Origin of the sequence: Priestia sp. YIM B13489, from assembly GCF_042787645.1 — a bacterium.
Taxonomy (GTDB): Bacteria; Bacillota; Bacilli; order Bacillales; family Bacillaceae_H; genus Priestia; species Priestia megaterium.
This window is the reverse complement of record NZ_JBHZOQ010000053.1, coordinates 3,225,045-3,244,794: the sequence shown is the minus strand read 5'-3', so window position 1 is coordinate 3,244,794 and position 19,750 is coordinate 3,225,045. Positions and strand designations below refer to the sequence as shown.

General features: G+C 37.1%; 27 protein-coding genes. 21 read left to right on the top strand and 6 right to left on the bottom strand.

Annotated features, from left to right (window positions below):
• The first annotated feature begins 99 nt into the window (after nt 1-99).
• From ACFX4W_RS22525 to ACFX4W_RS22505, 5 genes are all read left to right on the top strand, one after another.
• The gene (locus ACFX4W_RS22525; RefSeq protein ID WP_043981650.1) at nt 100-792 is read left to right on the top strand and encodes a response regulator transcription factor; all 693 of its coding nucleotides are present in this window, start codon (nt 100-102) and stop codon (nt 790-792) included.
• Entirely contained in the window at nt 789-2,258 is a 1,470-nt protein-coding gene (locus ACFX4W_RS22520; protein ID WP_043981562.1) for a sensor histidine kinase, read from the top strand. Before ACFX4W_RS22525 ends, ACFX4W_RS22520 begins: the two co-directional genes overlap by 4 nt.
• Before the next feature lie 25 nt (nt 2,259-2,283).
• Nucleotides 2,284-3,351 carry a TolB family protein gene (locus ACFX4W_RS22515; RefSeq protein WP_043981563.1) on the top strand — a complete coding sequence of 356 codons (1,068 nt, stop codon included), beginning with the start codon at nt 2,284-2,286 and terminating at the stop codon, nt 3,349-3,351.
• A gap of 150 nt (nt 3,352-3,501) precedes the next feature.
• Complete coding sequence (locus ACFX4W_RS22510; protein ID WP_043981564.1) at nt 3,502-4,263, top strand: M15 family metallopeptidase; 762 nt, start codon at nt 3,502-3,504, stop codon at nt 4,261-4,263.
• Between the two features lie 115 nt (nt 4,264-4,378).
• Entirely contained in the window at nt 4,379-5,050 is a 672-nt protein-coding gene (locus ACFX4W_RS22505) for a DUF421 domain-containing protein (RefSeq protein ID WP_013057585.1), read from the top strand.
• A gap of 28 nt (nt 5,051-5,078) precedes the next feature.
• On the opposite strand, the gene ACFX4W_RS22500 is transcribed toward ACFX4W_RS22505, so the two are convergent.
• From ACFX4W_RS22500 to corA, 3 genes are all read right to left on the bottom strand, one after another.
• Nucleotides 5,079-5,813 carry a polysaccharide deacetylase family protein gene (locus ACFX4W_RS22500; protein WP_052500338.1) on the bottom strand — a complete coding sequence of 245 codons (735 nt, stop codon included), beginning with the start codon at nt 5,811-5,813 and terminating at the stop codon, nt 5,079-5,081.
• An 83-nt stretch (nt 5,814-5,896) separates the two neighbouring features.
• A complete protein-coding gene (locus ACFX4W_RS22495; RefSeq protein WP_237074454.1) occupies nt 5,897-7,174 on the bottom strand; it encodes a polyamine aminopropyltransferase in 1,278 nt (425 codons plus the stop codon).
• A gap of 445 nt (nt 7,175-7,619) precedes the next feature.
• On the bottom strand, nt 7,620-8,582 hold the full coding sequence (gene corA, locus ACFX4W_RS22490; RefSeq protein ID WP_043981566.1) for a magnesium/cobalt transporter CorA: 963 nt from the start codon (nt 8,580-8,582) through the stop codon (nt 7,620-7,622).
• Between the two features lie 130 nt (nt 8,583-8,712).
• Here corA and ACFX4W_RS22485 point away from each other — a divergent pair, with 130 nt between their 5' ends.
• From ACFX4W_RS22485 to ACFX4W_RS22455, 7 genes are all read left to right on the top strand, one after another.
• Nucleotides 8,713-9,588, top strand: a complete 876-nt coding sequence (locus tag ACFX4W_RS22485) for an STAS domain-containing protein (RefSeq protein WP_080781665.1) — start codon at nt 8,713-8,715, stop codon at nt 9,586-9,588.
• A 220-nt stretch (nt 9,589-9,808) separates the two neighbouring features.
• Nucleotides 9,809-10,879: an FMNH2-dependent alkanesulfonate monooxygenase gene (ssuD, locus tag ACFX4W_RS22480; protein ID WP_043981567.1), complete on the top strand. Its 1,071-nt coding sequence runs from the start codon at nt 9,809-9,811 to the stop codon at nt 10,877-10,879.
• Between the two features lie 120 nt (nt 10,880-10,999).
• Complete coding sequence (locus tag ACFX4W_RS22475; protein ID WP_043981568.1) at nt 11,000-11,773, top strand: alpha/beta hydrolase; 774 nt, start codon at nt 11,000-11,002, stop codon at nt 11,771-11,773.
• A gap of 79 nt (nt 11,774-11,852) precedes the next feature.
• Complete coding sequence (locus ACFX4W_RS22470; protein WP_013057578.1) at nt 11,853-12,053, top strand: DUF6501 family protein; 201 nt, start codon at nt 11,853-11,855, stop codon at nt 12,051-12,053.
• A gap of 278 nt (nt 12,054-12,331) precedes the next feature.
• The gene (locus ACFX4W_RS22465; RefSeq protein ID WP_013057577.1) at nt 12,332-12,571 is read left to right on the top strand and encodes a YiaA/YiaB family inner membrane protein; all 240 of its coding nucleotides are present in this window, start codon (nt 12,332-12,334) and stop codon (nt 12,569-12,571) included.
• Between the two features lie 126 nt (nt 12,572-12,697).
• Entirely contained in the window at nt 12,698-13,219 is a 522-nt protein-coding gene (locus ACFX4W_RS22460) for a hypothetical protein (RefSeq protein ID WP_043981569.1), read from the top strand.
• A gap of 109 nt (nt 13,220-13,328) precedes the next feature.
• Nucleotides 13,329-13,547 carry a spore germination protein gene (locus ACFX4W_RS22455; RefSeq protein WP_013083687.1) on the top strand — a complete coding sequence of 73 codons (219 nt, stop codon included), beginning with the start codon at nt 13,329-13,331 and terminating at the stop codon, nt 13,545-13,547.
• A gap of 49 nt (nt 13,548-13,596) precedes the next feature.
• On the opposite strand, the gene ACFX4W_RS22450 is transcribed toward ACFX4W_RS22455, so the two are convergent.
• The gene (locus tag ACFX4W_RS22450) at nt 13,597-13,734 is read right to left on the bottom strand and encodes a hypothetical protein (RefSeq protein WP_157842266.1); all 138 of its coding nucleotides are present in this window, start codon (nt 13,732-13,734) and stop codon (nt 13,597-13,599) included.
• A gap of 210 nt (nt 13,735-13,944) precedes the next feature.
• Between ACFX4W_RS22450 and ACFX4W_RS22445 the strand changes: the two genes are divergently transcribed.
• From ACFX4W_RS22445 to ACFX4W_RS22415, 7 genes are all read left to right on the top strand, one after another.
• On the top strand, nt 13,945-14,286 hold the full coding sequence (locus ACFX4W_RS22445) for a DUF1033 family protein (RefSeq protein ID WP_013083686.1): 342 nt from the start codon (nt 13,945-13,947) through the stop codon (nt 14,284-14,286).
• A 97-nt stretch (nt 14,287-14,383) separates the two neighbouring features.
• Entirely contained in the window at nt 14,384-14,914 is a 531-nt protein-coding gene (sigY, locus tag ACFX4W_RS22440; protein WP_043981570.1) for an RNA polymerase sigma factor SigY, read from the top strand.
• Entirely contained in the window at nt 14,911-15,231 is a 321-nt protein-coding gene (locus ACFX4W_RS22435) for a YxlC family protein (protein WP_016764613.1), read from the top strand. The genes sigY and ACFX4W_RS22435 overlap by 4 nt, the downstream gene beginning before the upstream one ends.
• On the top strand, nt 15,231-15,431 hold the full coding sequence (locus ACFX4W_RS22430; RefSeq protein ID WP_013057570.1) for a hypothetical protein: 201 nt from the start codon (nt 15,231-15,233) through the stop codon (nt 15,429-15,431). The genes ACFX4W_RS22435 and ACFX4W_RS22430 overlap by 1 nt, the downstream gene beginning before the upstream one ends.
• Nucleotides 15,432-15,623: a PLD nuclease N-terminal domain-containing protein gene (locus ACFX4W_RS22425; protein ID WP_013057569.1), complete on the top strand. Its 192-nt coding sequence runs from the start codon at nt 15,432-15,434 to the stop codon at nt 15,621-15,623.
• Between the two features lie 12 nt (nt 15,624-15,635).
• Nucleotides 15,636-16,526, top strand: a complete 891-nt coding sequence (locus ACFX4W_RS22420; protein ID WP_237074456.1) for an ABC transporter ATP-binding protein — start codon at nt 15,636-15,638, stop codon at nt 16,524-16,526.
• On the top strand, nt 16,523-17,299 hold the full coding sequence (locus ACFX4W_RS22415; protein ID WP_016764610.1) for an ABC transporter permease: 777 nt from the start codon (nt 16,523-16,525) through the stop codon (nt 17,297-17,299). Before ACFX4W_RS22420 ends, ACFX4W_RS22415 begins: the two co-directional genes overlap by 4 nt.
• 27 nt (nt 17,300-17,326) lie before the next feature.
• Here the strand turns inward: ACFX4W_RS22415 and ACFX4W_RS22410 are convergent, their stop codons facing one another.
• On the bottom strand, nt 17,327-18,130 hold the full coding sequence (locus tag ACFX4W_RS22410) for a lipid II flippase Amj family protein (RefSeq protein ID WP_052500339.1): 804 nt from the start codon (nt 18,128-18,130) through the stop codon (nt 17,327-17,329).
• Between the two features lie 108 nt (nt 18,131-18,238).
• On the bottom strand, nt 18,239-18,385 hold the full coding sequence (locus ACFX4W_RS22405; RefSeq protein ID WP_014459567.1) for a YuzK family famiily protein: 147 nt from the start codon (nt 18,383-18,385) through the stop codon (nt 18,239-18,241).
• Between the two features lie 252 nt (nt 18,386-18,637).
• Between ACFX4W_RS22405 and ACFX4W_RS22400 the strand changes: the two genes are divergently transcribed.
• Together ACFX4W_RS22400 and ACFX4W_RS22395 are read left to right on the top strand one after the other, a co-directional pair.
• Entirely contained in the window at nt 18,638-19,285 is a 648-nt protein-coding gene (locus ACFX4W_RS22400; RefSeq protein WP_043981572.1) for a VC0807 family protein, read from the top strand.
• A gap of 133 nt (nt 19,286-19,418) precedes the next feature.
• Nucleotides 19,419-19,691 (top strand): hypothetical protein, encoded by a 273-nt coding sequence (locus tag ACFX4W_RS22395; RefSeq protein ID WP_237074457.1) that lies wholly within the window; start codon nt 19,419-19,421, stop codon nt 19,689-19,691.
• The last annotated feature ends 59 nt before the right edge of the window (nt 19,692-19,750 follow it).

Sequence of the window (19,750 nt, the reverse complement as noted above, 5' to 3'; positions counted from 1 at the left end):
TATTTTTGTTTACAATTTCGAAACAACTTGGAGATGTTTTTGGGAAAGCTGTTTGATAAGATAGACGAATAGAAATATCAAATGAAAGTACGTGATACATTGAATAAAAAGATTTTAGTAGTTGATGATGAAAAAAGTATTGCTACAGCGGTATCCTATGCTTTCAAGCGCGAAGGATATATTGTAGACACCGCATCTGACGGTGAAGAAGCACTTGAAAAAGTAAAAAGCTTTCAACCTGACGTGATGATATTGGATGTGATGATGCCGAAATTAACCGGCTATGAAGTATGCCGAAAACTTGAGAATCGAAGAGGAATGGGGATTATCTTGTTAACGGTTAAAAATGATATCGTCGATAAAGTTCTAGGCTTAGAGTTAGGCGCAGATGATTACATGACCAAGCCTTTTGACGTAAGAGAACTTGTAGCTAGAGCTAAAGCACTTGTGCGGCGAATGGAAAAAAATGAAGCTCCTGAAGCTGTCGGAGAAATCACGGTGGGAAAAGTGAAGGTGAACTTAATTCAGCGCACGTTACATGTTGCCAATGAGTTAGTTAAGCTTACACCAAAGGAGTTTGATCTTATTGCTTTATTACTTGCCAATTTAGAGAGAGTGTACACACGAGAAGATTTACTAGATCTTGTCTGGGGAATGGATTATGCAGGCGGTACACGTACGGTAGACATTCACATGCAGCGCCTTCGAAAAAAAGTAGGAGAAGCAGAACCTTATTTGCTTCAAACGGTATACGGGGTTGGATATAAAGCGACAGCAGGGATCAATGAATGAAAATCAGCCTAAAAGCTAAGATGGGACTCGTTCTTGCTTTTTTAATTATTTTAACAGTAACCGTACTGAGCGTACTTGTGTTAAAAGGAATTGAGACAAATCAGCGTGATCAGCTAGAAAGTGAACTTATTCAAAAAAGCAAAGCAGCGGAGCAGACGATTCATCAAAGTTATGTAACCGGTGACCCGTCTCTGAATACAGATTCTTTTCTTCAGCAAAAAGGACAGCGCCTTGCATCTTCGATTGCATCACAAAGCGGAATGCAAACAGTCCTATATAATCAAAAAGGACAGGAATCAGGAAGCTCTATTCCCATCGGCCAAAAAGATGTGGATGTTTCTGATACGCTTTGCTATGCTTTGAAAGGAAAAATAGCCTATCAAATCTCGGGTGCTTCCCTTATTTACTTCGCACCTGTGTCAATCGATAATCAATTTATTGGAGCCATTCGTTTTGACCATTCCCTAAAAAATAATCAGCAGTTTATAGCTGATATTAGGCACTTATTTCGTATGGGAGGAACGATTGCAGCAGCAGCAGCTTTTTTAATTGGCTACGCTTATTTTTATCGCATTGCTTCGCTCATCGCTACCCTTCAAAAAACTTCACAGCAGATTCGAAAAGGCCATTATTTGACTGATGTGCCGTTCAAACGACGCGATGAACTTGGAGAGCTTAGTCAAGGCTTGTTTTTTATGAGTACGTCGATTGAAAAAAATATCGATCAAATGAATGAAGAAAAAAGAAAGCTTGAGTTCGCTATTTCGAAACTGCAGTCTCTTGAACAACAGCAAAAGCAGTTTATCGGTAACATCAGCCACGAATTTAAGACGCCTTTAACATCGATCAAAGCTTATGTTGACTTACTTGATATGTATCGAGATGATCCTCAGCTTATGGAAGACGGCGTGCAGAATATTCGTAAAGAAACGAATCGCCTTCATGAAATGGTAGATAAAATCTTAAAGCTTTCAGCGCTTGAAAAATATGATTTCGAGCAGCGCCCAGAGCAAGTTGAATTGAAGCGGCTTCTAGAAGACATATGCGATCGTATGAAAGGAAAAGCAGCTAAATTTGATTTGACTCTTCATACAAATATCAAAGAAGCAGTTGTTTGGGCTGATCGTGAAAGCTTAATACACATTTTTATCAATTTAATTGACAATGCTATTAAATATAATGAACCAGGCGGAAAAGTGGAAGTAACGTCTTACACTTTAGAGAATTCTATTATTGTGGATGTAGCTAACACCGGAATAGGGATTCCATCCGAAGCAGAAGAGAAATTATTTCAACCATTTTTCACCGTAAATAAAGATCGGTCGCGTTTATCCGGAGGTACAGGCCTTGGCTTAGCATTAGCCAAAGATTTAACTGAAAAACAAAAAGGTGTTATCAAGCTGCATCATTCTGATTCTAAATGGACGATTTTCAAAGTGTCGTTTCCTTTGAAAACAGAGAAATGAGTTAGCTAAAAGGAGTGAACCGTTATTGAAACGGTATAGATTAATGATATATATAACAAGCACTTTTCTTATTTTAACATCATGCGGACAAAAAGAAAGCCATAGAGAAACCGTTGAAAAACCCGACAAGAAAATTACTGTATTGGACCAAGTAGATAAAGATGGAAAAATAGAAGTGAAAGACGTTCAGGATATTAACGGCGTAAGGGCGTTTCAATTTTTAAACGAAAACACAATGATTGTTAGTAAAGAAAATAAACAATTTCGTTCGCACAATTTCGGTCCCAAAGAGGTATATGCACAGAATTTAGCTACTTATAATCTAAAAAACAAGTCTACTTTTGTGTTGCATCCAAGCAATGAAATTCAACATGCGGCCAAGCTTTCTCCAAATGGTGAATATCTTTTTTATAAAGTAGCAAAAGGCGAAGATACATTTGGTTATATAATGAACCTTCAAACAAAAAAAACGGTTAAAATAAAGAATGTTCTTCTCTATCCATCAAGCGGAGAGTGGCTTAATAATTCAGAAGTAATGTTTATTACAATGGAAGGAAAGCTTTCTAAAGCAAATGTAAAAGGAGAAGCAGAACCTCTGTTGCACAGAGACGATCGAATCTTAGATGCAGTTAAAGGAATAGGTGGTATTTATTATATTGGTGTAAACAACCAGCTTTTTTTTCTTCATAACGAACAGACGGACCCTGAAAAAATCCGAGATAATGTGATTTCGATTATCCCGTCTCCAAACGGAAAACAATTAGCGCTCGTTCAGCAAAAAGATGCCCAAACGAGAACGCTGTCTATCACAGATTTAAAAGGATCAGAGGCCTTTCAGCTTGCTCTGTCCACTCAAATTTTTGGCGTAAGCTGGTCTCCCGACGGTTCGAAATTAGCCTATAACTTTATTTCTGAAAAAGAGGGAGATAAAGGGATATTCATAGCAGATGGATTAACAGGAGATGTTACACACTTAAACGTAAATTTAGACTATGCCGCTGATCAGCTTGCTTGGAGTCAATCAGGAAATAAACTAGTTGCATCGAGCTTTACGCAAAATCAAGTTCATACGTATATTATCTTTTTGAAATAGACTGCTTAGGCAGTCTATTTCTATTTTTTCACACCTTGAATTGTTTACAAGTTTGAAACAACTGAATAACAGACAGAAACATTTATATTTTATCCTTTCTGTATAGGCTTTTGTAGCGCATCAAAAGCCGTTTGAAAGGAGTAAGACATCATGAAATACTTTTTATTTATTTGTTCTTTAGCTTTTACGCTGATGATAGCAGGGTGCGGAACAAGCAATTCTTCATCAAAGCCTGCCAGAGAATTCACAAAAAATGGACAGGCTCAAAAACTAGAAAGCTCATCAGCTTCTCCAACTTTAACGAAGCCTAATGTAGACGAAACAGTGGTAATAGCCAATCCAGGATCGGTTACGGCTTTAGTTAATAAAAAACATCAGCTTCCTGAATCCTATCAGCCTTCCGATTTAGTCTATGCCGACGTTCCGTTTATCTTCAACGAAAAAATAGAAAAACGAATGCTTAGAAAGCCTGCAGCACAAGCGCTTGAAGAACTTTTCCGAGATGCTGAAAAAGAGGGAATCAGCTTACTTGGTGTATCCGGTTATCGATCTCACGAGCGTCAAAAAGAGCTTTTTGCATTTTACGCAAAGCGAGACGGAGAAGAACAAGCACGCACCTATAGCGCCTACCCTGGAACAAGTGAACACGAAACGGGACTAGCAATCGATGTCACGGGAGGAAGTGGAATGTGTGCTGCCGCAGACTGCTTCGGTGCTACATCAGAGGCTCATTGGCTTTCAAAAAATGCGTATCACTACGGATTCATTATTCGATACCCTGAAGGTGAAGAACAGGTTACCGGCTATAAATACGAACCATGGCACCTTAGGTATGTAGGGAAAAAAGCAGCCGCATCCATTTTTAATCAATATGCAACGTTAGAAACCTATGCAAGTAAGAAAAAAGCTTAATCAAAAGTTCTATAACTGGAGAAAGAAGGAAAGAAAAATAAAAAGTTAGGTTTATCACTCTCACATATGATACAAACTGATACTATAACATGCTTGCTATAGAGGAAGGGTATCGATGTATAAAGATATTGCGATTGAACTGATATGTGGATTTTTAGCGCTATTTATTATGCTGAAGCTTTTAGGTAAGACGCAGTTTGCTCAAATCACTCCGTTTGACTTTATTACCACGCTTGTCCTGGGAAATATTGTGGGGGACGCAGCTCTTGAAAAAGGAGTAGAGCTAACTGAAATTCTTTACAGCGTTTTGATTTGGGGGCTTCTGATCTACGCAGTGACAAAGCTATCTCAAACCTTTACAGGATTTAGAGGGATTCTTGAAGGAAAGCCTTCAATGATTATTTATAAAGGGAAAATCCTTTATAAAGAGCTTAAGAAAAACAACTTGGACTTGAATCAGCTTCAGCATTTAATGAGACAGCAAGGGTATTTTTCACTGTATGAAGCAGAATACGTCATTTTAGAAACAAATGGAGAGGTGAGCGTCGCTCCTAAACATGAATTCGGCCCTCCGACGAAAAATGATTTAAACATCCCTTATTCTCAAACCAATTTACCGATTGCTTTAATCATGGATGGAAAAGTAGTGCCTGGTAATTTGAAAGAAGCAAACGTAGACGAAAAATGGTTAAAAAAACAGCTTGCAATCAAGAAAATTAAAAAATACAGCGAAGTTTTTTATGCTGAATGGCAGCAAGAGCGAGGACTAGAGATAACAAAATTCTAAAAACCCTTTCCTTAAAAGGAAAGGGTTTTTAGCTTTCTTTTAATAGCTTAGCAAAATCTTCAATCGTTGTAGAATACGTGACGTACAGACGGGGAATAAGATAGTTTTCATCCTTTTGTCCGCTCTCAGTGAAAAATTTTGGAATTGTTGAAAGACCAAATGTATAATTCTTTTTTGTTTCTTCCACTACGCGGCTATTGACCTTTCCGTAAGGGTAAGCAAGAGCAATAACGGGCTGGCTCGTAATGGCTTCAATTTTTCGTTTTGAATTACCTAGCTCATAGGATAAATTTTTCGTCTTAGTTAAATCCGGATGAGTAGCAGTATGAGACTGAATAGAAAAAAATCCTGAATCAACAAATTTTTTTAAATCCGCTGGCGACAAACGGTTGGGACGGCCGATAAAATCTGAAATCACAAAAATTGTAGCCGCTGGATGAAATTGAGTGCTGGCTGCTCTTTGAAAAATGGGCAAGATAGTAAGATTATTTTTATATCCATCGTCAAATGTAATAAATATAGGTTTTTTCACATGCGTTAGTTCCTGCCATTTTTCAAATGTTAGCGGCGTATATCCTTGCTTTTTAAGATAAAGAAGTTGTTTCTCAAAATTTTCAGGCGTCACATACAGTTCTTTTTCCCCGTGGCCTGTGTAGGTATCAATAGAATGGTAAATCAATACAGGCACTTTCACTTGGCTAAAAGCGGGGGAAGGGAAAATAACAGTTAGCACTAAGATAACAAAAACCGAAATTTTTCTCATAACAATCCTTTCTGTTGCACAGTGGTGACGAGACTGTTTTAGTATGTCAAAAGAAAAGGAATGTATAAGCCAAGCTTTCTTTTTTACAAATATAAGCCTTCTTTTTTAAATATTTTATGCAGAACCAAGTGCTCAGCAGAGTTCACAACTGCAAACTGTTTTTTGGAAAGAGAATGGGGAGAAAAACGCATTAATTTAGTAAAGTCTGACGGCAGCGTAGTAGATGAAACATCAGTAGAGAGTATATGGGCAGACAAAGGTGTTTTCGAGCCGATGTGAAACCCCCAATCTCCAAAAGAAGGAATAATGGTGTGGTAGCTCAACGTATAAAACTGAGAAGCTTTCATCGTCTTATTAATGCTCCAAAAAACGATAGGTGTGTCTCTAGGAGAATTTGACTGACATACGACCAAGCCACTGCGCGATAGTGAACGGTGGAGAAGTGCGTAAAATTCTTTTGTATAAAGAGCACTTATTTTTTCGTTAGTAGGATCAGGAAAGTCAATAATGATGATGTCATAACACGCTGAATTCAAAGAGAGGTAGTCAACAGCATCTTGAATATGAACGGTGACACGAGAATCTTCAAATGAGCGTTGATTTAACTTCTTTAATTCTTCTACATTCATCGCAGCATTTACAACGTCAGCATCTATTTCCACAAGGTCTATTTCTTTAACTTCTTTATATTTAAGGACTTCTCGTAAAGCTAAACCATCTCCACCGCCTAGAATAAGAATGCGGTGAGGACGTAAGGAAGCTGCAAAGATAGGGTGTACAAGAGCTTCATGGTACGCATGTTCATCCAATGAACTAAATTGCAGCTGTTCATCCAAATACATTCGAATATCCGATGCTTTAATCAGCTGAATATCTTGAATACGGTTTTTTTGATGAAACAAAATGTCATGCTGGCCTGATAAGAGTTGCTTTAGACTAATGTGATCTGAGTCATCTCCACGATTGAGAAGACGAGTGTTTTCAGCATGCTGACGATTTTTTGTTGGAGTTTCGGCGTATTGAATTCCGCGAGAAATCGAATACACAACAGCTTTTTTTGAAGCTAATTTCTTCAGCAACGCATAACCAATTTCAATTATTTTTTTGTCTCCGCACGTATAAAAATCTAATGAAGCGTAGTTTTCCTCCGGCCACGTATGAATAGACAAGTGAGAGGTAGCTAATACGAGAATGCCTGTAATGCCTTGGGGCGTAAACTGGTGAAAATAACAGTGCAAAACTTCCATCTCTGCATCTAGTGCAGCTTCAACAAGAATTCTCCTTAAGAGTGAAGGGTCGTTTAATATCACTTCATCGCATTCGAACGCATCCATTAGCAAGTGTTTGCCTTTAATATCCACTACTTCAGCCTCCTTTTTGAGCATTATTTTCACTATCTTATGAAACTTTTTCAAAAAAGGAAACGTAAGCACGTTATTTTATGAATATTTTCGGGAAATAACAAGTTATCTTCCCATAGAAAAGAAGCTGGGACAGACGTATTTTCGTTGAAGGAAGATCCGAACAATCAATCGAGATTCTTAACGGAGAATTCAACTCGTTCGGATTTTTTCATTGTGATGGTGAACGTAGATTTACCGTATGTAATAGCTGTTAATTGTAGGGCAAGGCAAAGACTCCTGCGGGAAAAGCGGAACAGGTGAGACCCCGCAGGAGGCTAAGCGAAGAGGAGGCTCATTGGCCGCCCCCGGAAAGCGAAGTCTTGTGCGGAAATTGACAGCACTAGCTTACTTATCCAATTTGTTCGTCTTTACATTGGATTGATTTCGTTATGTCTCAACCTTTCTACTCTTTATCAGTATTAAACCAGCCTTTACGCTTGAACCATAAAATTAACCCCAGCGTTATCAGTCCCATGAAGCCAAGCACAAAGAAATAGCCATAGTGCCACTTTAGCTCAGGCATATTTTCAAAATTCATTCCGTATACGCCAACGATAAAGGTAAGGGGAATAAAGATAGATGAAATAACAGTCAGTGTCATCATGATTGAATTCATCCGGTTTGAATTAAGAGAAAGATAATTATCGCGCATATCAGATGTCATTTCCCGATTTGATTCAATCATATCGGCTAATTTTAATAAGTGGTCATAGACATCTTTAAAATACCTTTTTTGTTCAGGATGAACATCTAGGCGTTCAGAATTTATAACACGGTACAATAAGTCGCGCATAGGCAAAATGGTTCTTCTGATTTTTAGCAAATCACTTCGAAGTTTGAATACATCTTCCATTAAAACAGAAATGGATTTTTTTGCATCTATGTTTTCTATATCATTCAGCTCATCTTCAATCTGATATACAGTGGGGAAATATTCATCTACCACTTTATCCATCACAGAATACGCAAGATAGCTTATTCCTTTTTCTTGAATCAAAGGTGTATGAAGCAACTTTTCCCATACTTTATCAATTGCAGCTGACGGGTGAAAATGAAAAGTAACCATATAATTTTCGCCGATAAAAAGGTCAACTTCTTCAGCTTCTAACGTTTGACGATTTAACGAATGAAGGACAAAAAAACTGTATCCTTCATAATAATCGAGTTTTGGGCGCTGCAGAAAATGAAAGCAATCTTCAATCGCTAACGGATGAAAGTGAAAAGATGATTGAAGCAGCAGCGCTTCTTCTTCAGAAGGGCAGTTAAAGTCAATCCAATAGTACTGAATAGAGGGATCGTGAATCTGATCTAATTGTATATGTTTCACAAGTTTGTCATCGTTCGTAAGAGCTAACGTTCGTATCATTTGAAAACTCCTTTGTGTTTTTATAGCTATTTTCAATGTAGCATAAAATCATAAACTACACGTATTTAAAAGAATAATTTTCTTTCTTCTCTTTTCATAAAACTAGTAAGGGTGAAAAAGTTGAATTATAATGATAGTAGTAGCTGGTATGGAAAGGGGAATCGTTTTGAATAAAAATGAAGCACTTCGAATGTTTTTTTTTAAACATGCAGATCAACTGACGGAAGAATGGTATGAAAGCATTGAAGACAATGACCCAGAATCGGTTTATGCATCTACTCATCCGGAAGTCATTTCAGTATTAAAAGATCAAAATAATGAATTCCATTTATACATAGCCGATGTATTTATAAAAAGTGAAAAAGAATTTTTTGATTCATTTGAAACGTGGATTTTAAAGATTGCGGAAGACGGAGAGCATGTAAGAACGCCTATTCATTATATTATTCGAGAATTTTTCCGAGTTAGAAAACAGTATTTAACGTATTTAAATCAATTTGTAGAAGAGTACGAGCAAGATATTACGCAAGAAGAACTAGACGAATGGAACGAACTGATTGTACGCGTATTTGATATCACCGTTTATAAATTTGTAGAAGAGCACCATCAGCATTCAAAGCGGTTGCTTGAAGCACACAAAGAGCTGATCAATGAGCTGAGCTCGCCAGTTATTCCATTAAGCGATCATATCGCGATTCTTCCGCTTGTTGGGGATATCGACACAGCAAGAGCGCGCCGAATTTTAGAAAATACGTTAACTCGCTGCGCTGAACAGCAAGTGAATCACCTTTATATTGACATTTCAGGAGTAGTTATTGTTGATACGATGGTTGCTCATCAGATTTTCCAGCTGATTGATGCATTAAAATTAATAGGTGTAGAATCAACTATCTCTGGGGTACGTCCTGAAATCGCGATTACCGCTTCTCATTTAGGTTTATCGTTTGAAAATATATCAACAAAATCAACCCTTGCTAACGCGATGGCTTCACGTATGAGGAAATAAAGAAAACAAGAATTACTTTTAATTCTTGTTTTTTTTATTTCAATTCATACTTGACATATAGGTTAAAGAGGTATTATGATTTTACTAATTTAATAAATAAAAAGAGTCGTATTACATACGCTAATATAAAAATGCATCTCTATAATTAGCGGACAAGAATTAAACAAACAATATGAAAACGTTTTATATAGAATACGAGAATATTTAGGAGGAAATAGAAATGAACATCTTATGGTTTTTCCCTACAGCAGGCGACGGACATTATCTAGGCACAACCGAAGGAAGTAGAACAAGCGACATTCACTACTTAAAGCAAATCGCACATGGACTGGATTATCTAGGATATGACGGCGCTTTGTTGCCTACTGGTTCAAATTGTGAAGATTCATGGGTGATTGCATCGGCACTTGCTTCCGTTACAAATCGGCTGAAGTTTTTAATTGCACTTCGCCCGGGTGTAATGTCTCCAACACTTTCAGCACGGATGGCTTCGACATTTGATCAAATATCAAACGGCCGACTTATGTTAAATATTGTGACGGGAGGAGATCCCGTGGAACAAGCAACATACGGCAACTATTTAAGCCACGATAAACGCTATGAGTTAACAGATGAATTTTTAACGATTTGGCGAGATGTAATGGAAGGAAAAAAAGTGGATTATAAAGGAGAGCATGTTGATGTAACAGGAGCGTATATTCCATCGCCTCCTGTCCAAAAACCGTATCCTCCGCTGTACTTTGGAGGGTCTTCTCCAGCAGGAAAAGAAGTAGGAGCAAAGCATGCAGATGTATATTTGTTATGGGGAGAACCGCCTGCGGTGATTAAAACAAAAATTGATGAGATGAAAGAAAAAGTTGCAAACGAAGGCAGGGACATTCGCTTTGGTATTCGCCTGCACGTTATTGTAAGAGAATCGGAAGACGAAGCGTGGGAATCTGCAGATAAATTAATTAAACATGTTAATGATGATACAATCAAAGCGTTTCAAGATAAGTTTGCCTCATTTGACTCCACTGCCCAAAAAACACAGTCAAGTTTGCACAGCGGCACAAAAGATAGAGGTGCACTGGAGATTGCTCAGAATCTATGGGCGGGAATTGGCTTAGCACGAGAAGGTGCTGGAACTGCTCTTGTTGGCAGTCCTGAAATTGTAGCGGATCGGTTAAAAGAGTACAAAGAGCTAGGAATTGATACGTTTATTTTATCAGGCTACCCGCATCTAGAAGAAGCATATACGTTTGCTGAGCTAGTATTTCCACATATTCAAAAAGAACGAAGCAAGAGATAATTCTTGCTTCGTTTTTTTAAATCGTAAAAAAATAAATACCCCAGTTGACTTATAGGAATTATAGGTGTACTATAAAGATAGTTCATTTAGTCAGAAAATTTGTGGTAAAGGGTGAAGAAAATGGAACGTTATGACGTAATTCAAGGCGCAGAATCTTTTTATTATAAAGGCAACGACATTGGTATACTTGTTTCTCATGGATTTATGGGGACTCCTCAAAGTATGGAATATATCGGAAAAGAATTAGCTGAAAAAGGTTTTACTGTGTACGGTTTGCGACTAACGGGACATGGTACTCACTACTATGATATTGAACAAACAACGTATCAGGAATGGAAGCAAGACTTTTTAACTGGGTATCAGCGTTTGAAGCAAGAATGCCGTCATGTATTTATCTTGGGTCAGTCCATGGGAGGCACTCTTACCTTTCATACAGCAAGCCAAGGATTAGACCTTGACGGAGTTATTGCAATTAATCCGGCTATGACGTCCATTCCTTCAATGGAGCCTTATCGCTCTCGTCATACGCCTCGTTATTTAAAAGAAGAGCATCCTGATATTAAAGATCCAAACGTACATGAAATTACGTACGATAAAGTACCCGTGCGCTCTATGCGTGAGCTGCTTTCTTTAATGGATGAAACAAAAGAACGCTTATCTTATGTAACGTGCCCGGCTTTAGTACTAACATCAACAGTTGATAACGTAGTACCGCCTGAGAATTCAGCTTATATCTTAAACCATATTCAATCAGCAGAAAAAAGACAGCACATGCTTCGAAACTCTTACCATGTTGCGTCGATGGATTTTGATAAAGACACAATTGTTGCACAAACGGCACAGTTTGTACAAGCAACAGTTGCCAAAAAAAAAGTGCATGAGCGAATTTTTTAATTTTTAAATTCGCTCCGTTTCTTTTTTACTTCAAGTAAGATAAAATGAATCTTGAATGAAAACAAAGGAGTGTACATACATGATTCATTTAGAATGGAACGATCGTCCAACCATTAAACAAGTAAAATGCATACATACAGATGCAAAAAAATTCGTGGTTGAAAATGTCTTAACAGCAGGAAAAACATATGATGTGAAAAATGAAACAGAAGAGTTTTATTTTGTTGTTGATAACACTGGCCAAGTCGGCGGCTTTTATAAAGAATACTTTGAAGGCTAAACAAAAAATCATCGTCTCGGCGATGATTTTTTTATTGCAATAATTACTTGGAGCTTTTCTTAATGAAAACGAATGAACATACTTTTAAAGAGAAATTCCATATATCTAATCATTTCGAAAAAAAGCTTTATGATAAAAATAGGATGTAAGACCTAAAATCTTCCGTTTCTTGTTCTGATTAAAAGGGTAACTGACTATAAATACCCATGACAACAATTATTTTACAATGTAAAATGAAAGCGACGCTTAGCAGAAAAAGGAAAAGAGGAGGTCATACGATGAAAAAGCGTAATACAGCAGCTTTTACATTTTTAGCATGGACAGCTTTTATTACAGCACTATTAGCTATGTTTATAGGAATTTATACCTTAGATGCATCATTACCGGTAAAAGGTTATTATGCCGTTGGAACTTTATACTTAACAATGTCTGCTTTTGTGCTCCAAAAAACCATTCGTGATAACGAAGAAGATACGGCACACGAACGCAAATATGACAAAGCAGAAGAAGAATTGTAGAGCTAAAAAAAGAGCATTTTTCTAGCTCCTTGAAAAACATCCCCATTTTTGGGAGATGTTTTTTTATATAAAAAAACAGGGAACTTGTCACTCCGTGTCGTATTAATAAAGAAGGAGGCGATTGAATTGACACAACTAATGATTAATAACGTAAATTTTCACGTTGATATGTTTGAAGAAAAAATGATTACTGATGCGAATACAGGTGAAGAGTTGAAAAGGCTAAACTTTTCTTTTTCGGTTGTAGGCAAAGCAGCTTATGATAAATATGATGCATTTTTTGAGGATCCGTATTTTGAAGTAACAAATATGGAGACAAAAGAAACGCTAACACTAAAAAACATTTCGCATAGCACATTTTATCAGTCACCTGAAATTACAGATCATACGAATATTGTTTTCAGGGTGAAGCTGCAGCAAGAACCTGTTAAAGCAAAAGAACAAGTAAAAAATGAACAGCCAACAGAGAGCACGGTAAACGAAATGCTTTTATCTAGAATAAAGTTTAAGGCTCTTGTCGAAATACTTGAAGAAAAAGGACTTCTAACGGAGAATGAATTGTATACTAAAATTGAAGAAGTAGCAGAACGAGATTTTGATATTCTGCGAGATGAATTAAGTCATTCTAAAAAAGAGGTAAAAGCGTAAAAATACCCCACTCTGCAGGGGGATTTTTTATTTATATCCATTAATGTATAACCCTTTTGATAAATCGTTCATATATTACATCACGATGAAAATAAAAAGGGTGAGGATAATGCCGATTGTTATTAATCATGTAGTGATTCCAAACGTTACAGGAGGAGTCGTTACGTTTGGCGATACGTACTATGTTTCTCCAAAAAGTAACAGTAAAACTGCACAAGGTTCAGGGTCTTCAAATACAGGAATTTGTGTAAATACAAATTCAGGACTTTCTAATACAAATACGCTCGATCCCGATGGTTCTGATCAAAACGGCTTCGGAAACGGATAAGGGAAGAGATGTTTTACTCTTCTTTCTATACGCCTTTTCAGTATTCGTTCTATCCGTATTTTATGCCTTCTTTTGCACGTCCAATTGGATTTGTCGTTTCACCTGATGGAGCGATGGACAACTGGTGGGGCAAAAAAACATCTTGGTGAGGGAAAATCACGCCTTCAGCAGGCGTTTTTCCTCCCATTACTCAGTATTATACGGGCAGTTTAGTTCCTTATAGTTTAAGGAGCTATTATTAATATAAAAAAGAAGTTCAGATTAAGCCACATTGTTAGCGTCTATTTCCTGAAAATAGGCGTTTTTTTCCGTTTTACTTGATTCAAAGTTATTTTTGCTGAATAATAAGGAAAAGAGAAATTTTAGAAGTAAGCTGTAAGTAAGGAGATGTTCTATCATGACAGATAAATGGAGAGTTCATAAAATAAAAAGTGATTGTGAACCTTGGCTATTTTTAGAAGGCTGGGAAAAGGATATTATTGAAACTATTGAATTTGAAAAAAAAGAAGAAGCGCTTCGCTACTATGCGATGATGATTTATGAATTTCATCAAAAATATGCAAGCGTGCGTAGCGATGAACTAGCGCTTTTTAGCTTTTGGAACGAAGGTGAAAAGGAATTTTGTGAAGCCTGTGATGATGACCTTCAAATCTTCCACGGTGTTTTATTCGCTAAAAACGACGAAGTCTATCCCTTAGAAGAAGATGAAGAAGGATTAAAAATACTTCGTACTAAATAAAAACGTCCTGCGGGGCGTTTTTTTTATATAAAAAATGAACGATTTCAATCGCTAAAGCGTCATATAGGTGATGAAACAAAAAGGAGGGGTGACCGCTTTGGAACAAGATGATTTCATCCTTGTCCAAAAAGCATTACAAGGTGATGATGATGCCTTTTCATTATTATTTCAGCGCTATCATTCATTTTTATATAAATACCTTTTAAAGCTGACATTAGATGAGGACTTATGCAGTGAATTGTGTCAGGAAGCAATGATGAAGTGTTACATGAATCTTTCTTCATACAAAAATGAAGCAAAGTTTTCGACTTGGATGATATCCATTGCTTCAAGACTGTACATGGATTATTTGCGTAAGCAAAAACGGGAAAAAAGCAGTCTCCAGCGAATAAAGCAGTCTTTATCGCACCAGCTTCAGTGGAAAGCTAAATACAAAGGAGTGGAATGGAGTGAGATGTTTTCCGATTTTAATGAACTCGATTCGCGCTTTCGAATTCCTGTCTTGCTTCGACATTATTACGGATATACATACGATGAGATTGCCCATATGCTGAATATGCGAGCAGGAACGGTCAAATCAAGAGTAAATAAAGGAGTAAACATACTGAGAAAGGAGTGGAAAGAATGAGAGAAGAAAATAACAATCAGTCCTTACATTCTTTAAAAAAAGATTGGGAGCAGCTAGAGAGTTTAGCAAGTCATGAACGTATTTCTCTTCATGCAATTCAAGAACAGCTCCTCATTCAAAAACAAAAGCAGAAAAAAGCTTTCCGGAAAGAGTTATGTCTATTTACATTAACAGCACTTGTTATTTTAACGGTAATGGCAACTGCTATTTTACAAATACCCGCCTTATTTATCGCTATTGAAGTAATTGGGATCATTGTTGCTCCTATTTCTTTTATCGTTTTTCACTATAAACGAAAAAAGGAGATGTTTTTATAATGAATGAAAAATGGATTCTTGTGCTGTTTATTTCACCATTTCTCCTTCTTCAAAGCTTTCTACTTTTTATCAATGCAAAAAAACGCGGCGCTCATCCATGGTTTTGGGGAATATGGGGACTGATTCAAATTCCAATGCCAACGCTGTTTTATTGGTTTTTTATTATTTGGCTTCCAGCACGAAGAAAAAGGGGGATGTAAATGAAGGACATTAACTGGTTGTTAATTGCTCCAATTCTATTCTTACAATTGCTTTTAATGATTCCAGCGTTAATAAGCTGCATAAAGCAAGAAGAGACAAACGGACCAAAATGGCTATGGGGACTCATTATTTTATGTGTAAGTACAGTTGGCCCCGTTTTATATTTTGTTTTAGGACGTAAAAAACAGTGAGGTGGAGCGAAGATGTTTATGCAAGTAGAAAGACTGACAAAAGCGTATCGTAATATAACCGTTGTGAATAACCTTTCATTTAATCTCGACAAAGGAAAATGTGCAGCGTTGTTAGGCCCTAACGGTGCAGGTAAAACGACTACCTTGCATATGATTGCAGGTCTTACTGCACCTAATAAAGGGAAAATTTCTTTTGAAGATAAACAACACCAAGACGTACGATCATTTATTGGCTTTCTGCCACAGCATCCTACGTTTTTTAATTGGATGACACCTCAGCAGTATTTAACTTTTTTAGGTCTTTTATCTAACATTTCAAAAAATGTGCTTTCCCACCGAATAGATGAAGTACTTGAAACTGTAGGTTTAAAAGGAAAGGAAAAGCAGAAAATTGCTGGCTTTTCTGGAGGAATGAAACAACGTTTGGGCTTGGCGCAAGCCTTGTTACATAAACCTGAACTGCTAATTCTAGATGAACCGGTTTCGGCTTTGGATCCTGAAGGCAGAAAAGATGTCCTACTGATTATCGAAACATTAAAAAAAGATACGACCATCCTTTTTTCAACTCACATTTTGCATGATGCAGAACAAATATGCGATAACATTATTATGATTAAAAACGGACGTATGAAATGGAATGGAACAAAGAGTTCGCTGCGCCAAGAGTTTACGGCTCCTGCTTTTACGATTGAAACAGAAGAAAGGCTCCCTGGATCACTTAGCAGTCTGCCAAGTGAACAGGTGCTGTTTCATTCTCCTTATAAAGCCACTGTAAGTGTAAAAGATACATCTCAGCAGCAGCAACTGCTTCAACTGCTTGTTGATCAACAAGCAAACCTTGTTTTATTTGAACGAAAACAGCATTCTCTCGAAGATGTGTATCTAGAGGTGATGAACAAATGAACACATTTGGAGTCTTATTTAAAAAGGAACTGCATGAATTATTTGCGAACGGCAAAGGAATTTGGCTGCCAATCTCTCTAATTTTACTAGGCATCACACAGCCTTTAACGAATTATTATATGCCACAAATCATTAACATGGCAGGGAATTTACCAAAAGGAGCAATTATTCAACTTCCTACGCCCACCGGTCAAGAAGTAATGCAAGGTGTCCTTTCGCAATATAGCACAATAGGAACTTTACTGATTGTACTAGCAAGCATGAATATAATTTCAAATGAACGACAAAATCATGCTGCTGTACTTGTTATGATGAGACCGGTGAGCGTCATTCAATACATTATGAGTAAATGGGCTGCACAAATCGTACTGGTCATTGGCTCGACGTTTATAAGCTATATAGCAGCATGGTATTATACAAATCTTTTATTTTCATATGTGGATTGGACTCATATGCTAGTTAGCTTTCTTTTATACAGCCTGTGGCTAATTTTTATCTTGTCCGTTTTAGTGGCAGCTGGAACATTCCTTTTACAAAGCGGAGGAATTGCTGGAGTAAGCATTTTGATCATTGCGTTACTTTCATTTTTGAGTACTTTGTTTACGAATCAATTAAAGTGGAGTCCTGCAGCGCTGTCACAATACGCCGCTCGCCTGCTTGAACAATTGCACTGGTCACAAAGTGTCACCTATACCGTAGTTGTTACGTTAATGAGCAGTTTTTTTCTTTTAATCGCTGCTGTTCATAGATACAAAAAAGTGGAATACGTATAAAAAGACTTCTTTAACGAAGTCTTTTTTCTAAGGGATTAATTTGCAAATCCATGCAATATAAAGAGCAGCAGGTACTAAGAGAATTTGGGCACATACTGTCCCGCACAAACGAGAGATGACGAGTGTACCAACCATTTTATTCATAGATTGCTTAGTGGATTCACCTTTCATTACCTTTTCAGTTAAAATGGCTACTTGCGGATCTACAAATACAGCAAGGGTAATCATCGCTAGTCCGTTAATAAGACCAGAAGACATCAGAATTGATTTAGAAAGAGTAGGCTCGAGTGTAGAAGCATAAAGAGTGGAAAGAACACCTACTGTATAAATGGTCGTGGCCATTAAATTCAAAAGAAGCAATCGCTTGGGCACTCCGCCTATTCGCAGCTGAGACAGCATAATCCACCTAGGACGCTTCACGTGTTTTTTTGCTTTTTCCAGCGTATGTATGGAAGTAATGTTTTTCATCATTTTGGGTACAGAACCCGCTACTTCTAAATGTAAAATCATTCGGGAGAAAATTGATACAAAGCTAGGAATTAAAAGAGCACCTACGATTGTACCAATAGAAGCGGCGAGCAAGATAGTTTGAAGCTGATGAAGCAGAACGGGCAAATCTTCTTTAGACTGGACCGCATCTCCTAATTTGCCGGTCAGCGGAGCTTGCACCATATTAGCTGTTCTTGACACAATGACAATAATATTAAAAAGAGATAAAGCCACGACTAGTTTTCCAGTTTTTAAGCCCGCAAGTCTCACAGAGTAGGCTAGTGTTTCAATCATATGGATAATGCCTACAAACACACAAATAATCAGTAATTTTTCCATCATAATAAGCAAGTTCCTTTCTTTGGCACACGCACTTCCTTATTATGTATAATTTTGGTTCATTTGTAAATAAAAAGCCGCTTGCTACCAAAAGTAGCGAGCGGCTTTTTATTATCGATGCTGGTTAATATCACGCAGTATATCTTTGCTAGCCTGATAATCTTTTTCTCGTTCTTTTTCCACCTGTAGACGTTTGTCTAGTTTACGGCTATATTCAGCATACCCCACGCCGTGAGAAAGCTGCATGGCCTTTTCCATTTCTGACGTGTACGTTAGGTGAAGTGCGATAATGAATCAATCCTTTCAGCATTTTTCACTTGTGGCACATGTATTGCTGCTCAAGTGTTTGGATGTTTATGATTCTTGAAGTCTTTCTAGAAATCGTTTTCCCTGTCGCTCTGGATCTAAACATCAAATAATTAAAATTTCATAACATTCCAGGTAAAAGCCTTTTTTTCTTGCGTAGTATCCCATATAATAGCAGGAACAACGTTTTTAAAGGAGTTATATATGAACAATACAAAACGAGTATGGTTTGATTTACTTTTTTATATCGCTATTCCTTACCTAATATGGAACCAAGGAAAAGACATTATTGGTGATTACTATGCCATTTTGCTTTCAACAGCACCAGCGTTTGTGTATACCATTTATACATTTATTAAAGATCGCCAGTTTAACGTAACAGGATTGTTTATTGTCATTACGCTGCTGGCACGTACCATTATTGATTTAATTTCAGGGAACGCAGCAACGATGTTAAACAATCAAGTATACTTTATGATTGGACTGGCTGTAGTTGTCCTTTTTACCATTGTGATAAAAAAGCCAATTGGTTTGTACTTTTTTGTAGATACGGCTTACTTAATGGGCTATAAGCGAGAAGACTCTCTAAAACTCTTCCACCAGCCTGATTTATTCAAAATGATGAACTGGCTTACAGTACTGTTCGCAGGTCGCTATGTATTTTTAGCGATTGTAAAATACGTATTGATTCAAAAGTACGGAGTAGAAGGGTACGGGAACATGATTGTATTCCGTCAGGCCGTTACGTGGGCATTCTCCATTTTAATTGCTATCTACACGTATTTTATCTATAAAAAAATTCAAGATAAAACAGGGATGGATAATCCAATGAATCCAAATGTAAATGAATAAAAAAGAAGCGTGCGTTTAACTAACGTACGCTTTTTTGTTACAAAACAGTGAACAGTGCTCGAAATACTAACATCTCATTTAAAATTAATAGTAAAATAACGCTATTAAAAACGGGATGAAAGTAGGTCAAGAAATGAAACTATTATTAGCATGTCAAAAGCAGCCTTATCGGATTTTAGAAATGATTATGGTGTTTTTCACTTTAATTTTTGTTGTACTGTCGTTCTTCGATTACCGTCAGCTGTTTTTTCTTGTGTTTACTCTTGGAATTGTATTTGCTATTCGAGCGTTTGAAATGCAAGAAGGTGAGAAAAAGACTCAAGGAAACATCTGGCTGCTTGTCGGTGTTGTAATGATCTTGCTAGATATAGTTTTATTTGTTGTATATGCTATTAATCAATCTTAACTAAAAGAAAAAAAGCTTCCGTTCAGAGGGGTACCTCTACATACGGAAGCTTTTTTTGA

Bases quoted from the DNA above. Each gene is read 5' to 3' on its own strand.
- ACFX4W_RS22485 (WP_080781665.1), top strand. From the start codon at position 8,713: ATGATAGTAGTAGCTGGTATGGAAAGGGGAATCGTTTTGAATAAAAAT.
- ACFX4W_RS22425 (WP_013057569.1), top strand. From the start codon at position 15,432: ATGAAGGACATTAACTGGTTGTTAATTGCTCCAATTCTATTCTTACAA.
- ACFX4W_RS22465 (WP_013057577.1), top strand. From the start codon at position 12,332: ATGAAAAAGCGTAATACAGCAGCTTTTACATTTTTAGCATGGACAGCT.
- corA (WP_043981566.1), bottom strand. From the start codon at position 8,582: ATGATACGAACGTTAGCTCTTACGAACGATGACAAACTTGTGAAACAT.
- ACFX4W_RS22395 (WP_237074457.1), top strand. From the start codon at position 19,419: ATGAAACTATTATTAGCATGTCAAAAGCAGCCTTATCGGATTTTAGAA.
- ACFX4W_RS22400 (WP_043981572.1), top strand. From the start codon at position 18,638: ATGAACAATACAAAACGAGTATGGTTTGATTTACTTTTTTATATCGCT.
- ACFX4W_RS22510 (WP_043981564.1), top strand. From the start codon at position 3,502: ATGAAATACTTTTTATTTATTTGTTCTTTAGCTTTTACGCTGATGATA.
- ACFX4W_RS22475 (WP_043981568.1), top strand. From the start codon at position 11,000: ATGGAACGTTATGACGTAATTCAAGGCGCAGAATCTTTTTATTATAAA.
- ACFX4W_RS22430 (WP_013057570.1), top strand. From the start codon at position 15,231: ATGAATGAAAAATGGATTCTTGTGCTGTTTATTTCACCATTTCTCCTT.
- ACFX4W_RS22420 (WP_237074456.1), top strand. From the start codon at position 15,636: ATGTTTATGCAAGTAGAAAGACTGACAAAAGCGTATCGTAATATAACC.
- ssuD (WP_043981567.1), top strand. From the start codon at position 9,809: ATGAACATCTTATGGTTTTTCCCTACAGCAGGCGACGGACATTATCTA.
- ACFX4W_RS22435 (WP_016764613.1), top strand. From the start codon at position 14,911: ATGAGAGAAGAAAATAACAATCAGTCCTTACATTCTTTAAAAAAAGAT.
- ACFX4W_RS22505 (WP_013057585.1), top strand. From the start codon at position 4,379: ATGTATAAAGATATTGCGATTGAACTGATATGTGGATTTTTAGCGCTA.
- ACFX4W_RS22415 (WP_016764610.1), top strand. From the start codon at position 16,523: ATGAACACATTTGGAGTCTTATTTAAAAAGGAACTGCATGAATTATTT.
- ACFX4W_RS22500 (WP_052500338.1), bottom strand. From the start codon at position 5,813: ATGAGAAAAATTTCGGTTTTTGTTATCTTAGTGCTAACTGTTATTTTC.
- ACFX4W_RS22405 (WP_014459567.1), bottom strand. From the start codon at position 18,385: ATGGAAAAGGCCATGCAGCTTTCTCACGGCGTGGGGTATGCTGAATAT.
- ACFX4W_RS22520 (WP_043981562.1), top strand. From the start codon at position 789: ATGAAAATCAGCCTAAAAGCTAAGATGGGACTCGTTCTTGCTTTTTTA.
- ACFX4W_RS22410 (WP_052500339.1), bottom strand. From the start codon at position 18,130: ATGATGGAAAAATTACTGATTATTTGTGTGTTTGTAGGCATTATCCAT.
- ACFX4W_RS22445 (WP_013083686.1), top strand. From the start codon at position 13,945: ATGACAGATAAATGGAGAGTTCATAAAATAAAAAGTGATTGTGAACCT.
- ACFX4W_RS22450 (WP_157842266.1), bottom strand. From the start codon at position 13,734: ATGGGAGGAAAAACGCCTGCTGAAGGCGTGATTTTCCCTCACCAAGAT.
- ACFX4W_RS22455 (WP_013083687.1), top strand. From the start codon at position 13,329: ATGCCGATTGTTATTAATCATGTAGTGATTCCAAACGTTACAGGAGGA.
- ACFX4W_RS22470 (WP_013057578.1), top strand. From the start codon at position 11,853: ATGATTCATTTAGAATGGAACGATCGTCCAACCATTAAACAAGTAAAA.